Annotated in this window: 13 protein-coding genes and 1 pseudogene; 9 read left to right on the plus strand and 5 right to left on the minus strand. The window is 61.2% G+C overall.

What is annotated here, in order from left to right; all coding sequences use genetic code 11:
• Window positions 1-67 precede the first annotated feature (67 nt).
• Entirely contained in the window at window positions 68-1,096 is a 1,029-nt protein-coding gene (locus ACZ3GY_RS08150; protein ID WP_465909610.1) for an amidohydrolase family protein, read from the minus strand.
• 712 nt (window positions 1,097-1,808) lie between these two features.
• Between ACZ3GY_RS08150 and ACZ3GY_RS08155 the strand changes: the two are divergent.
• From ACZ3GY_RS08155 to ACZ3GY_RS08170, 4 genes and pseudogenes are all read left to right on the plus strand, one after another.
• Window positions 1,809-2,714, plus strand: a pseudogene (locus ACZ3GY_RS08155) (methyl-accepting chemotaxis protein); the annotation flags it as partial.
• 137 nt (window positions 2,715-2,851) lie between these two features.
• A complete protein-coding gene (locus tag ACZ3GY_RS08160; RefSeq protein WP_225832756.1) occupies window positions 2,852-3,400 on the plus strand; it encodes a sigma-70 family RNA polymerase sigma factor in 549 nt (182 codons plus the stop codon).
• Complete coding sequence (locus ACZ3GY_RS08165) at window positions 3,397-4,101, plus strand: anti-sigma factor (RefSeq protein ID WP_465909612.1); 705 nt, start codon at window positions 3,397-3,399, stop codon at window positions 4,099-4,101. Before ACZ3GY_RS08160 ends, ACZ3GY_RS08165 begins: the two co-directional genes overlap by 4 nt.
• 152 nt (window positions 4,102-4,253) lie before the next feature.
• Window positions 4,254-5,039: a DUF4394 domain-containing protein gene (locus ACZ3GY_RS08170; RefSeq protein ID WP_465909613.1), complete on the plus strand. Its 786-nt coding sequence runs from the start codon at window positions 4,254-4,256 to the stop codon at window positions 5,037-5,039.
• A 48-nt stretch (window positions 5,040-5,087) separates the two neighbouring features.
• On the opposite strand, the gene ACZ3GY_RS08175 is transcribed toward ACZ3GY_RS08170, so the two are convergent.
• Window positions 5,088-5,867 (minus strand): dienelactone hydrolase family protein, encoded by a 780-nt coding sequence (locus ACZ3GY_RS08175; RefSeq protein ID WP_465909614.1) that lies wholly within the window; start codon window positions 5,865-5,867, stop codon window positions 5,088-5,090.
• Window positions 5,868-5,982: 115 nt separating this feature from the next.
• Window positions 5,983-6,591, minus strand: coding sequence for an FMN-dependent NADH-azoreductase (locus ACZ3GY_RS08180; protein ID WP_465909615.1), 609 nt, complete (start codon window positions 6,589-6,591; stop codon window positions 5,983-5,985).
• Window positions 6,592-6,739: 148 nt separating this feature from the next.
• On the opposite strand from ACZ3GY_RS08180, the gene ACZ3GY_RS08185 reads away from it, so the two are divergent.
• Genes ACZ3GY_RS08185 through ACZ3GY_RS08195 form a run of 3 tightly spaced genes read left to right on the plus strand, consistent with a single transcriptional unit; the run spans window position 6,740 to window position 9,268 of the window.
• A complete protein-coding gene (locus tag ACZ3GY_RS08185; protein WP_465909616.1) occupies window positions 6,740-7,681 on the plus strand; it encodes a LysR substrate-binding domain-containing protein in 942 nt (313 codons plus the stop codon).
• 37 nt (window positions 7,682-7,718) lie between these two features.
• Window positions 7,719-8,918, plus strand: a complete 1,200-nt coding sequence (locus ACZ3GY_RS08190; RefSeq protein WP_465909618.1) for an MFS transporter — start codon at window positions 7,719-7,721, stop codon at window positions 8,916-8,918.
• The gene (locus ACZ3GY_RS08195; RefSeq protein WP_465909619.1) at window positions 8,915-9,268 is read left to right on the plus strand and encodes an MmcQ/YjbR family DNA-binding protein; all 354 of its coding nucleotides are present in this window, start codon (window positions 8,915-8,917) and stop codon (window positions 9,266-9,268) included. Before ACZ3GY_RS08190 ends, ACZ3GY_RS08195 begins: the two co-directional genes overlap by 4 nt.
• On the opposite strand, the gene ACZ3GY_RS08200 is transcribed toward ACZ3GY_RS08195, so the two are convergent.
• Together ACZ3GY_RS08200 and ACZ3GY_RS08205 are read right to left on the minus strand one after the other, a co-directional pair.
• Window positions 9,263-9,997: a DUF1294 domain-containing protein gene (locus ACZ3GY_RS08200; protein ID WP_465909620.1), complete on the minus strand. Its 735-nt coding sequence runs from the start codon at window positions 9,995-9,997 to the stop codon at window positions 9,263-9,265. The genes ACZ3GY_RS08195 and ACZ3GY_RS08200 overlap by 6 nt on opposite strands.
• A 25-nt stretch (window positions 9,998-10,022) precedes the next feature.
• A complete protein-coding gene (locus ACZ3GY_RS08205) occupies window positions 10,023-10,853 on the minus strand; it encodes an undecaprenyl-diphosphate phosphatase (RefSeq protein WP_465909621.1) in 831 nt (276 codons plus the stop codon).
• A 244-nt stretch (window positions 10,854-11,097) separates the two neighbouring features.
• Between ACZ3GY_RS08205 and pnuC the strand changes: the two genes are divergently transcribed.
• Both pnuC and ACZ3GY_RS08215 read left to right on the plus strand, forming a co-directional pair.
• Window positions 11,098-11,664, plus strand: a complete 567-nt coding sequence (pnuC, locus tag ACZ3GY_RS08210; RefSeq protein ID WP_465909622.1) for a nicotinamide riboside transporter PnuC — start codon at window positions 11,098-11,100, stop codon at window positions 11,662-11,664.
• A complete protein-coding gene (locus ACZ3GY_RS08215; protein ID WP_465909623.1) occupies window positions 11,661-12,191 on the plus strand; it encodes an AAA family ATPase in 531 nt (176 codons plus the stop codon). The genes pnuC and ACZ3GY_RS08215 overlap by 4 nt, the downstream gene beginning before the upstream one ends.
• The last annotated feature ends 167 nt before the right edge of the window (window positions 12,192-12,358 follow it).

Genomic DNA, 12,358 nt, shown 5'->3' on the forward strand with positions numbered 1-12,358 from the left:
ACGCTCCTTCTTTGGAATGGCGCGAGGTTATGACGCGGCGATGACAACCTAATGACAATCGTGGCCGTCAGCGTGGCGCAGGCAGCGCCTCCTTCACCTGCCGTGGCAGGATGGAAAGAAAGTTGTCTCTGGCCACTTTGTGAGCAACGTCTTCGGGCAGCTCATCGAGGAAGCGATCGAAGCCCTGCATGTACTCGCCCATGCTGTCGAAGCGCCCTACTACGTCGGAGCCGATCATGAAACGCTCGGGGTAGCGGCCAACCAGCTCTACCCACTTCGGATCCGGCTTGCCGTTCTCGTCGGTGAGGTACGGCCTGAGCATTGTCCAGGACAGATCCACGTACAGATTTGGGTAGCTTTCCAGCATGCGTGAGAGCACGTCGAAGAGAAAGTCCAGTTTCTCCTGATGACGATGGATCTCCATACTGGTACCGGCGTGAGCCCAGATGAAGCGCACGTGGGGGTGATTACGCAGTGGCTCTTCGATCTCCTGCAGATAGAGCGGATTACGCTCGCGCTTGGAGGTGATGTTGGAGTGCACCATCACCGGGAGATCGTATTCTGCCGCCAGGTGATAGATCCGTGTCATGGCCTCGTTGTTGGCCCGCGGGGTACTGCCCTCGATCAGCGAGGTCAGGTCGTCGTGGCGCGTGAATACCTCGCCGATGCCCTGCCAAAGCCCGGGGTCGAGCTCCAGCATGCGGCGGATATGGGCATCCGAATTCTTGTCGTTGGGGTTGAAACCAGACAGGAACGGGTGAAAACGATGGCGCTGCGCCTCGGGTACCTGCTTGTAGGCGTGGGCAATAAGCACGTCGGTAGCGCTGTACCAGTAGGCTGCAGCGTCATCGCCGGCGTAATAGCGCGGGCGCTTGGGCTCATCCTCGTGCCACTTCTTGGCGACCGGTATGCCCGAGAACATCACGTGATCGACCTTCGCCTCGTCCATGCGCTGCAGCAGTATGTCCATGCCTGCGCTTTCCTGGAAGAAATCGACGTAGTGCAAATGGGCATCGCTGTAACGATATTCGCGGGCTCCGGCGACAGTCGACGACAGGCCGATAAACAGCAAAAAACTCAAACGGATCAACTGCATGCTGATGTCCTCCTGACAGTGAGCAGCATAGACTGCGGCGCTTGAAAGCAAGTTCAGCAATTGATCCTGGACTGGAACGCGCTACGCACTATCGCGGTGCACATGTAAGCCCAAAGCACCCTGGCGGCACATTTTCGACCGGGATTGCGACCAAATCTGCGCCTGCATACTGGCACTTCGATTGCACTGCAGATGCAGACTCCATACAGAAGGCCGTGCCATGCTGCAGTTGCTGCGCAAGACCAATCGCAAATCCAGGGATCAGGAAGCGCTAGACGCCCTCTTCCTCCATCACGATCTGACCGCCCGGGTGGCGGAAGATCATCACACGATGTCCAACCTCAATCGCTTCAGCACAGTCCTGGAAAAACGTATCAGGGCCAGTCTAGGCGCTGCCGTCAGCATCGCTGCCCACGCCCCGCAGCTGGCACGCATAGCCGCCGACAACGAAGTCAGCGGACAGGTACTAGCGCAATCCTCGGAACTGATCGCCAGCGCCAGCGAACAGGTGACCACCACCTTGGACGTGGAACTGGTTCCCGGTACTGCGCAGGTGGCTGCCCTGTCGCGTGACGTGGCGGCCACTCTGCAGCAGTGTCAGCAAAACGGCAAAACCGTGTTGCAACAGGTAGATGTCATTGGCCAGAGCGAAATGCAACTGGGCCGTGTGATCGGCAATCTGACCGAGCAACTGGAGGAAGTCAGCAAAGTCATCGGAGTGATCGCCAGCATCTCCCAACAGACCAACCTGCTGGCGCTGAATGCCGCTATCGAGGCAGCCAGGGCGGGAGAGCACGGCCGCGGCTTTGCGGTGGTCGCTGAAGAAGTGCGGCGCTTGGCGGGCCATACCACGCAGGCGACCGGTCAGGTCAGCGATATCATCGAGCGCTTTCGCGAAGGTATGCGTGAGCTTGGTGAAGCCGGTGGGCATATGCACAACGCAGTGGCCGACGGTCGCAGCGGCATGCAACAGGTCGACAGCGGCCTGGACAGTACCCGCCAGGCGATGGACAGCCTTGACGAGCGAGTCGGACAGATGGCGGCAGGCACCGAGCAAATCGGCCAGGCCGTACGCTCCATCAATGGAGACGTGCAGCGTATCGCTCAGGTATCGGCCGAGCTGCTCGGCAAGGCCGGTCAGGTTCTGCATCACAGCCAAGCGGTGAGAGAAGATGGCGATCGCCTGCTCGCCGGGCTCGGCGAATTCCGTTTGGACATTCACCAGGCAGTACGCCGCAGCGTCCAGCAACTGGCCGATCAACCAGCGCTGGCCGCGAGCGATATCGACAGTGTCGAACAGGCTCTGACAGCCATGCTCAAGCGTGACCCGCGCTTCGAGCTGTTCTACCTGGTCGATGCACGCGGCGTACAGCTCTCGCAGAACGTCTTCGCGGCGGACGTGCCCCATCAGACGGTGGCCAGCAGCCGCGGCCGCGACTGGAGCCAGCGCCCCTGGTTCCGCGCCGTTGCCGACGACCTCAGCAGCCACACCACCGAGGTCTATCGCTCATCGGCCACCGACGACTTCTGCTTTACCGTATCGGTGCCAATCCTCGACGCCCAGGGTCGTCTGGTAAGGGTGCTAGGCGCCGATGTAAGACTCTCCGCACTGCTCTGAGCGGCCCGGGCAACTCGCCAGCAGCTCCTCGCTGAGCTGCGCGAGAATATTTGTTTCACTCCCCCTACATCCGGCACGCCTTCTCTCGGGTATAACCCTTGTCACATTCAGGAAGCAGCCCATGACAGGACGACGGCATGTCTGACCCGATGTTCGACTACGAAAAAACCCTGGAAGCCTGCGCCCGCAGTGACGAGCGCGCCTTTCAGGCACTGTACCGCCAGGAAGCCTCGCAAATGCTCGGTCTGGCAATCAGCCTACTGGGCCAGCGCGACTCGGCCGAGGACTGCCTGCACGATGCCTTCGTGCAGATCTGGCGTAACGCCGGACGCTTCCAGCGTTCACTGGGAAGCGGCCGGGCATGGATCTACAGCATCCTGCGCTACCGCGCGCTGAACCAGCTGCGCCAGCGCGGCCGCACCGTGGCCTTGGCGGACGACATCGCCGATCACCTGATCGATGAAAGTCCCTCGGCCGCTCAGCAACACGAACAACAGTCGGACAAGCGTCATCTGCGCGCCTGCCTGCAGAAACTCGAGCGCCCACGGCGTCATCCGGTTCTGCTGGCGTTCTACCGCGGCCTGACCCATGAGCAGATAGCAGAGCGCCTGACCACCCCACTGGGCACCATCAAAGGGCGCATTCGTAGCGGTCTGCGCGCACTGCAGGAGTGTTTGCAACGATGATAAGCACCGACCCCGCAGAACGCCGTGCGCTCATCGGCGAGTATGTTCTGGGCCTGCTCGAGCAGGATCAGGCCCGTGAAGTCGCCGAGTTGATAGAGCACGATCCCCATGCTGCCGCCATGGCGCTGGAATGGGAGCAGCACTTTCTCGAACTAAGCGACAAGCTTGAGCCCAGCACACCCTCGCCCGGCCTATGGCCGCGCCTGCAGCAAACGCTGAACCTGGGTCAGCGGGCCAGCAGTTGGCAGGCCTGGTGGTCGAGTCTGAATACCTGGCGCCTGACCAGCGCGGCCCTGGCGATGGCGCTGATCATCGCCCTGCTGCCAATGCCGTGGCGCAGCGACGTGCTCCCGGCCTCCTACACCGCCGTGTTGCAGCCACCGGGCGAGGCGGCAGCGCCGGGCTGGGTGGTGCATATCGATGCGGCCGGCACCCTGCTGCTGGAGCCACTGCGTCAGGATCAGGTCGCCGCAGACCGCTCGGTGCAGTTCTGGACGCTCGTCGATCCGAAGGACGGGCCGCGCTCACTCGGTCTCGTCGAGCCGGGCGAACGCCTGACCCTGTCCGCCGAGCAGATCGGCGCCGTACGTGCCGGTCAACTGTTCGAGCTGACCCTGGAGCCATCCGGAGGCTCGCCACTGAACAGGCCAACGGGCGAAGTGCTGTACATCGGCCGCGCTGTGGTGGCGGCACTGGACTGATCGGATGCACGCAGAAAATCGGCAGATGTAAATAAGTATGTCTGTCGACATCTGCCACTTCATCTCATGGGTATAGATATCAGGTGCTCTATCACGGTGCCTGGATGCGAGCGCGAAGAGATCTTCGCGCCTTACCCATAGAGAGGACGCTCATGAACATTTCCAAGAAAATGCTCGGTATCGCTATCACCACCGCTGCCCTGGGCTGTGCCACTGCCAACGCCGACAACCTGCTGGCCTTGAGTGCGGACGGCAAACTGCTGCACATCGACACCAAGACCCTCACCGTCGCTTCCGACGTGAAGCTCAGCGGCGTATCAAGCCTGCGCGGCCTCGATGTACGCCCATCCAACGGTTCGATCTACGGCCTGGATGACGCTGGCCAGCTCTACACCGTCGACGCCAAAACCGGCGCGGCCAGCAAAGCGGCCAAACTGAGCCAGGCGTTGCCAGGCAAAGGCCAGGCGGTGGTGGACTTCAACCCGGTAGCCGATCGTCTGCGCCTGCTGGCTGCCGACGGCACCAGCCTGCGCGTCAACGTCGAGAGCGGTGAAGTCGTGGTAGACGGCAAGGTCGCCTACGCCAAAGATGGCCCGTACGCAGGCAAGACTGCCAAGGTGGTAGCCGGTGCCTACACCAACGCCTACGCCGGTACCGAGAAAACCGCGCTGTACACGGTGGATCTGGCCAGCGGCAACCTGATGCTGCAAAACCCGCCAAACGACGGCATCCAGCAGGTAGTCGGCAAAATCGCCGATGGCCTGAAAAATGCGGCACTGGATATCAAGAGTGATGGCAAAGGCGGTAACACGGCTTACCTGCTGACCGGCACCACGCTGCACCAGGTAAATCTGGAAACCGGCAAGGCCAGCGCGCTGGGCGAGATCAAGAATCTGCCTGCCGACATCATCGACATCACTGTCCTGCCAGCCAAGTAAAACGCCAGCAGGGGAAGGCCGAGCGGCCTTCCCCTGTGTCGGTTCGCGTTACTCGAACACCTCATCAAGCAAATTGTTCATCGCCTTGAAAGCACGCGCCGCAACCAGTGGGTGGTACTCATTGCTGCCTGGTGTGTTGGCCTTCGGATTGGTGAATGAATGCACCGCACCACCGTAGCTCACCAACTGCCAGTCCACCTTGGTGGCCTTCATCTCCGCAACGAAACCGTCGACCTGCGCCTGCGGCACCGCCGGATCATCGGCGCCGTGGAGCACCAACACCGGTGCCTTTATGTTGTTGGCGTCAGCCGGATTGGGGGTATCCAGATTGCCGTGGAAGGACACGAAAGCCTTCAGCGGAGCACCCGAACGGGCCAGTTCCAGAACGGTTCCGCCACCAAAGCAGAAACCGATCGCGCCCAATTTGGACGTATCCAGAGCGACCTGAGCGGTTTGCGCCTTGAGGACTTCGACCGCCGCCTGGGCGCGCTTTCGCATCAATGCCCGATCACCGCGCACGGCGGTGGCCGCTTCCTTGGCTTCATCGGCATTGCTGGGGCGGATGGCCTTGCCGTACATATCGGCCATGAACACCACGTACTTGTCTCCGGCCGCACGCGCCGCTTTCTGGGCAGACGCATCGTTGACGCCCATCCAGTTGGGCACCATCAGCAAACCGGGACGCGGGTCAGTGACGGCGTCGTCATAGATCAGCAGGCCTTCGAACGGCTCGCCATCGATTTCATAGGGAACGTTCTTGACCACCACACCCGCTTCGGCCAATCCCGCCAGCCCCAGCAACGCTACCGACAACAGTGATTTCTTCATTGTTTGACTCCCATCGTGGATGTGCCAACTCGATACAGCCGAGGCTGCGCCAGAACCACAAGGAAGCACATTTGCGGCGCCAGGGAAACCCATGGCGCCACTGCAGGGAGTCGAATCAGGCGGCGGCGAACAATGCGTCGATCTGTTGCTGGGCACCGCGCAGCGCGTTGGCTTTCGGCTCCTCGCCATAAGCCAGCCCTTCGGCACGTACCACCTGGATGTCGGTGATACCGAGGAAGCGCAGCACGAAGATCAGGTAATCCTCGTGAGCCTGCCCGCTGGCTTGGCCGGCATGCAGACCACCAGCGGTCGAGGCGATGATCACCTTCTTGCCACCTGCCAGACCTTTGGGACCGTTTTCGTCGTAGGCGAAGGTCTTGCCGGCCACGGAGATACGGTCGATCCAGGCCTTGAGCTGGCTCGGAATGGAGAAGTTGTACATCGGTGCGCCAATCACGATTGCGTCAGCGGCGAGAAACTCTTCCAGTGTGGCTTCGGCCAGTGCCACTTCATGAGCCTGGGCGGCATCGCGCAGCTCGGCGGGGGTACCACCGGCAACCAGGCTGGCAGCCGAGAAGTGGCTCAGCGCATCGCTGGCCAGATCGCGGTAAGTAACCTGGATGTCGGCCTGACCATTGTTCCAGGCATCGACAACAGCGGCGCTGAGCTGACGGGAAGCGGAAGCGTTGCCGAGAATGCTGGAATCAAGATGGAGAAGTTTCATGGTGGCTCCTTGAACAATTAGGTTCATCAGTAGATGTTCGATGGATTAATCCTACCGGTGAAGCCAATCCCTGATTAGTCGGCAAAAATGCGATGATGCGTTCCACTGATAGGACAAACCTCATTTCTCTGCTGAGCTGGAGCCTGTGATGCAGGATCTCAATGACCTGATGTACTTCGCCAAAGTAGTCGAGCATGGCGGGTTCAGCGCTGCTGGGCAGCAACTGGGCATTCCTAAATCCCGCCTATCGCGGCGAGTGGCCGAGCTCGAGACACGACTGGGCGTGCGTCTGCTGCAACGCACCACACGCAAGTTGGCGCTGACCGAAACCGGCGAGCGCTATCTGCGCCATTGTCAGGCCATGCTGCTCGAGGCCGAACAAGCTCAGGAGGCGGTGGCCTCGCTGAGCAGCGAGCCCCGTGGGCGGATTCGAATGTCCTGCCCCAGCGAACTGGCACGCGCTGGACTGCATCAGGTAATCAATACTTTTCTGCTGAAATATCCGCTGGTTCAACTGGACGTGATGCTGACCAATCGGCGTGTGGATCTGCTCCAGGAAGGCATAGACGTCGCCTTGCGGGTGCGCGATCAGGATGACGAGGATCCCTCGCTGATCGCCCGCCAACTGGCGCCAGCCTCCGCCTTTCTGGTGGCCTCTCCGGCCTTGCTGCAAGGGTTGAGCATTCACACCCCGGACGATCTGCAGCAATTGCCCGCGCTCGGCGCCGTGGGAAGCGACCGGCGTATTCATCATATTTTCAAGAGCCTGTCGGGAATACGTCGTGAGGTGACTTTCGAGGCGCGTCTGAGCATCGAAGACTTCGATATACGCAGGGAAGCGGCGCTGCAGGGTCTGGGCTTCACCATGCTGCCGCACACCAAGTGCCTGACCGATATCAAGGCTGGCCGCCTGATTCGCCTGCTACCGGACTGGGAACTGCCCGGTGGCCATCTGCAAGCCGTCTATCCTCATCGTCAAGGCATGCTGCCGGCGGTGAGGGCGTGGCTCGAGCATATGATTCAAGCCAGCGCCAATGGATGGCTGATGCCTGGAACAGACTTGGCCCTCGCCCTGTCAGAAACGCCTTAGAACGATCAATAACCCCTTTCTACCAACAGGATGCCCGATGACCGCTCGCAAGCCCCACGTTCCCGGCCAGACCGCCCGAATTCTTGCAGTGGTTTTCTTCACTTTCATCGGTTTCCTGTGTGTCGGCCTGCCTCTCGCCGTGCTGCCTGGCTTCGTGCTCAACGATCTGGGCTACGGCTCGGTGATGGCTGGCCTGGTGATCAGCCTACAGTACCTCGTTACCCTGGTTTCACGGCCCATCACCGGCGTGCTGATCGATCGTATCGGTCCCAAGCGTGCAGTGGTTTATGGCTTGGCCGGTGCTGCGGGCAGCGGCGTACTAACTCTCGCAGCGACCAGCGCGCATGGCCTCTCTAACGAAATTGGCCTGGGCTTGCTGCTGGCGGGGCGGGTAGCACTGGGTATCTCCCAGGCGCTGATCGGTACCGGCTCAATCACCTGGGGCATCGGTCGGGTCGGCGCAGAGAACACCGCACGGGTGATTTCCTGGAATGGCATCGCGTCCTATGGGGCCATAGCCGTAGGTGCTCCGCTCGGCGTGGTGATGGCCTCCTCCCTGGGCCTCTGGAGTATCGGCTTGGCGATCACGCTGCTCAGCCTTGGCGCCCTTTGGGTGGCGCGCGACAAACCCGCTATCCCGATCATTCAGGGCAAACGCCTGCCGTTCCATAACGTATTCCTGACCATTGCGCCCAATGGTGTAGCGCTCGCGCTGGGCTCCATCGGTTTCGGCACCCTGGCGACCTTCGTCACCCTGTATTACGCCAGCCTCGGCTGGGAGCACGCGGCTTACTGCCTGAGCGCCTTTGGCGTGGCCTTCATCGTCGCCCGCCTGTTGTTCGCCGGCACGATCGAGCGGCGTGGCGGCTACCGAGTCGCGACCATCTGCCTGGCGATCGAAACCCTGGGGCTGTTGCTGCTCTGGCTTGCGCCAATACCGGCGCTGGCACTTTGTGGCGCCGCGCTGACGGGCTTCGGCCTGTCGCTGGTCTACCCGGCGCTGGGTGTGGAGGCAATCGGCAATATACCTGCGGCCAGCCGCAGTTCGGCCCTGGGCGCCTACGCGCTGTTCTTCGACCTGGCACTGGGCATCGCCGGCCCGCTGATGGGCCTGATCGCCAGCGCCTATGACTATGGCGCCGTGTTCCTCGCTTCCGGCCTGCTCTCGCTGCTCGGCCTTGGGCTGAGCCTGCTGCTGCTGCGCCGTGCGGAACGACCGAAGGAAGTGCAGTCATGACCCGCGAAGAACTCGTTGCCTTCTGCCTGCAACTGCCAGGGGCTCGCGTCGATTACAAATGGGGCAGCAATCAAGTGTTTTCCGTGGCGCACAACAAGATGTTCGCCATCGTCGATTTTCTCGGTGACAACCTGGCCTTCAAGATCGATGACGCGCTGTTTCTCGGTTTCACCGACCGCCCAGGCGTTCGCCCCGCACCTTACCTGGCCCGTGCTCACTGGATCAGCATGAACGGTAGCCAGCCGCCCATCGGCGACGAAGAGCTGCGTGAGCTGCTGACCCGCTCTCACCAACTGGTCGTGCGGCGGCTGCCCAAGAAGAAGCAGGTCGGCTTGCTGCTCGATCTATAGCAGGCCGCCCAGCCTGCCACTGGTATAAGCCCCGGCCAACAACACCTGGTCAGCCCAGAACATCTGGTGCAGCACCACGATGATCCAGAACAGCAGCTGGTAAGAAAGTTTGCGCGTCTTGTGCCTGAACGCTTGCTGCGCCAGCAGAGCACCGGGCCAGCCGCCTGCCAGCTCGACCAGATGCAGAGTGTTCTCCGCAATACGCTGACGGCCACGCTGGGCGCTGCTCTTGTCGCTCCAGTAGAGAATGAAGCACAGCACGCTGGCCAGCGGATAAAGCAGCAGCGGCCAGATACTCTGCCCCTCTGCCAGCCAGCGCAGAGCGCCAAACGCGGGCAGGCTGCATAGGGCAGCGAAGATCACTAGCTTGGCGGCAGGATTGCGCAGCGCACCTGATGTCTGGCGGGTATTGCGTGCATGTGGTTTGGCTGCGCGCCCGGCCGCGGCCGGGGGCTTACGGGACGGTGCGGCCGTCCGCGGCTTGACGCGAATCTGCGGCTGATCGATGGCCAGCTCACCCGCCAGGCGCAGGTGCTCGGCACGCAAGCGCCCCTTCTCGTCACGGCCGGCGACGAACAACACCTGATCACCGGCGCTGGGTCGGCGATCACCACGCATCGCCGAGATATGCGCGAAGACTTCGACACCACCCGCAATGGGCTGAATGAAGCCGAAGCCCTTGTCGTCGTTCCAGCTCTTGATTCGGCCGGCCTGTTCCTTGGTTTGCATAAGTCTTCCCTGCCTGGCGAGGCAATCAGCCTTCTGCCGTGCTCCAGTCGATCCAGCCGAATTGCCAAGTCGCCAGGATCACCAGACCAAAAGCGATCCGGTACCAGGCGAACACCGCGTAGCTGTGGTTGGCAATGAATACCAGCAGCGCACGCACGGTAATCATGGCAACCACAAAAGTCGTCACGAAACCAATGGCGAACATCGGCAGATCACTCCACTGCAGGATGTCGCGGTATTTGTAGAGTGAGTATACGGTGGCCGCCACCATGGTCGGCATGGCCAGAAAGAACGAGAACTCGGTGGCTGCTTTGCGCGACAGACCGAACAACAGGCCACCGATGATGGTCGAGCCGGAGCGCGATGTACCCGGGATGAGTGCCAGGCACTGGGCGAAGCCGACCTTGAGGGCCAGCTTCCAGTCCATGTCATCGACCGACTCGGCGACGATGCGGTGCTGGCGCTTCTCCGCCCAGAGCATGATCACGCCGCCGATAACCAAGGCCGTACTGACGGTGATCGGATTGAACAGCCAGTGTTCGATGATATCCGCGAACAGCAGGCCGAGGATCACCGCCGGAATGAAGGCGACCAGCACGTTGACAGTAAAGCGCCGCGCCATGGGATCACTGCCCAGGCCGGTGACCACCGATGTGATGCGCTGACGAAACTCCCACATCACCGCCAGGATCGCGCCGAGCTGGATGATGATCTTGAATGCCGTGGCGCGCTCACCATTGAACGACAGCAGATCACCGACCACGATCAAGTGACCGGTGCTGGAAATAGGCAGAAACTCGGTAAGGCCTTCAACGATACCCAGGATCAGCGCCTGGAAAGCGAGCCAACTGTCCATCAGAACTCCTACGGATGTGCCAGATAGGCTGGCTAGAAAGGGGATGATTCTCGGACTGGAGTGGCTGGTGTAGGTTCCAGCATGGCCGAAAAAAGCGGCAGTTATAAAGCAGTTGTTTTCAATTTCAAACCGCTATCACTGCCGACTAGGAAATTGCAGCCGTAACGCGCGCTCTAGTGACGAGACGACCGCAGTGACAAGGGATAGAATGCGCCCCCTAGAAAACCATTCACTCAGGGGTTCCATGTCACCGCTCGAAGCCTGCGCCTCGCTGCTCGGCCTGATCGCCGTCTGGCTGACCGTGCGCCAGAATCCCTGGTGCTGGCCCGTTGGCCTGGTCATGGTGGTGCTCTATGCCTGGGTGTTCTTTGAGGCTCGGCTGTATTCCAACGTGCTGCTGCAATTCGTCTACGCCGCTCTACAGCTCTACGGATGGTGGCACTGGACACGGGGTGACCGCCCTGACGAGCGACTCCAGGTCTCGAGTCTGGATCTTCGCCAAATCGCCGCCGGCCTTGCGCTGGGCCTGCTGGGCTCGGTCGTGCTGGGTGTGTTGATGAGCACCTACACCGACGCCAGCGCTCCCTGGCAGGACGCCACGCTGTGTGCCTTCAGCCTGGTCGCGCAATTGTGGATGGCCAAGAAGCGCCTGCAATGCTGGCCGCTATGGATCGTCCTCGATTTGCTATTCGTCGCGCTTTTCATCGACCAGGCGCTCTACTCCACCGCAGCCCTGTACGGCCTCTTCACTCTGCTGGCCTGCCACGGCTGGCTGACGTGGCGGCGAGAACTGATCGCGCGTGCAGCATGAAAGTGTTGGTAATGACGGGCCCCGAGTCCAGCGGCAAAAGCTGGCTGGCCAATGAACTGCAGAAGCGCTTCGGCGGCATCGTCGTCGGTGAGTACGTACGCCATTTCATCGACAGCCAGCAGCGCGATACCTGTTATGCCGATATATCCACCATCGCCAAGGGCCAGCTCGCCTGGGAAGACGCCGCGCGGGAGAAGCGCCCTCACCTGCTGATTCTCGATACCCACCTGCTCAGTAATATTCTCTGGAGCCGTGAGCTGTTCGGCGACTGCCCGGACTGGATGGAACCGGCGCTACTAGCGCGTGACTACCACTTGCATCTATTGCTCGACCCGCGCGGGGTCGAATGGGTCAGTGACGGCCAGCGCTGCCAGCCGGAGCTCGCACAGCGGGTCGTTTTTCATCAGGCCTGCGCTGCATGGCTTGCGGCACATGAGCAAGCCGTCGTAGAAATTGCAGGGGCATGGAGTGAGCGCCAGAACGAAGTAATTGGCCTGGTCGAAGCCTGGCTGGCAGTTGGCGAATAAACAGGTTCCGGGAGAACTTTTTAACGTCGCTTGCGACGGCCGGCAGTGTGGCCGCCTGGGATGCCAGGCCATCGAAAGCCACACAAATATCACGGGATGCATGCCTGGCATCTTGCCATTAGCCGTTGGCATGGGCATAAAGGAACACGACTAGAAAACGCCACAAG

Source organism: Pseudomonas sp. PME37.24/006, assembly GCF_055556635.1.

Coding starts and splice junctions, on each gene's coding strand:
- ACZ3GY_RS08150 (WP_465909610.1), bottom strand. CDS start 1,096: ATGCAGTTGATCCGTTTGAGTTTTTTGCTGTTTATCGGCCTGTCGTCG.
- ACZ3GY_RS08160 (WP_225832756.1), top strand. CDS start 2,852: ATGTCTGACCCGATGTTCGACTACGAAAAAACCCTGGAAGCCTGCGCC.
- ACZ3GY_RS08165 (WP_465909612.1), top strand. CDS start 3,397: ATGATAAGCACCGACCCCGCAGAACGCCGTGCGCTCATCGGCGAGTAT.
- ACZ3GY_RS08170 (WP_465909613.1), top strand. CDS start 4,254: ATGAACATTTCCAAGAAAATGCTCGGTATCGCTATCACCACCGCTGCC.
- ACZ3GY_RS08175 (WP_465909614.1), bottom strand. CDS start 5,867: ATGAAGAAATCACTGTTGTCGGTAGCGTTGCTGGGGCTGGCGGGATTG.
- ACZ3GY_RS08180 (WP_465909615.1), bottom strand. CDS start 6,591: ATGAAACTTCTCCATCTTGATTCCAGCATTCTCGGCAACGCTTCCGCT.
- ACZ3GY_RS08185 (WP_465909616.1), top strand. CDS start 6,740: ATGCAGGATCTCAATGACCTGATGTACTTCGCCAAAGTAGTCGAGCAT.
- ACZ3GY_RS08190 (WP_465909618.1), top strand. CDS start 7,719: ATGACCGCTCGCAAGCCCCACGTTCCCGGCCAGACCGCCCGAATTCTT.
- ACZ3GY_RS08195 (WP_465909619.1), top strand. CDS start 8,915: ATGACCCGCGAAGAACTCGTTGCCTTCTGCCTGCAACTGCCAGGGGCT.
- ACZ3GY_RS08200 (WP_465909620.1), bottom strand. CDS start 9,997: ATGCAAACCAAGGAACAGGCCGGCCGAATCAAGAGCTGGAACGACGAC.
- ACZ3GY_RS08205 (WP_465909621.1), bottom strand. CDS start 10,853: ATGGACAGTTGGCTCGCTTTCCAGGCGCTGATCCTGGGTATCGTTGAA.
- pnuC (WP_465909622.1), top strand. CDS start 11,098: ATGTCACCGCTCGAAGCCTGCGCCTCGCTGCTCGGCCTGATCGCCGTC.
- ACZ3GY_RS08215 (WP_465909623.1), top strand. CDS start 11,661: ATGAAAGTGTTGGTAATGACGGGCCCCGAGTCCAGCGGCAAAAGCTGG.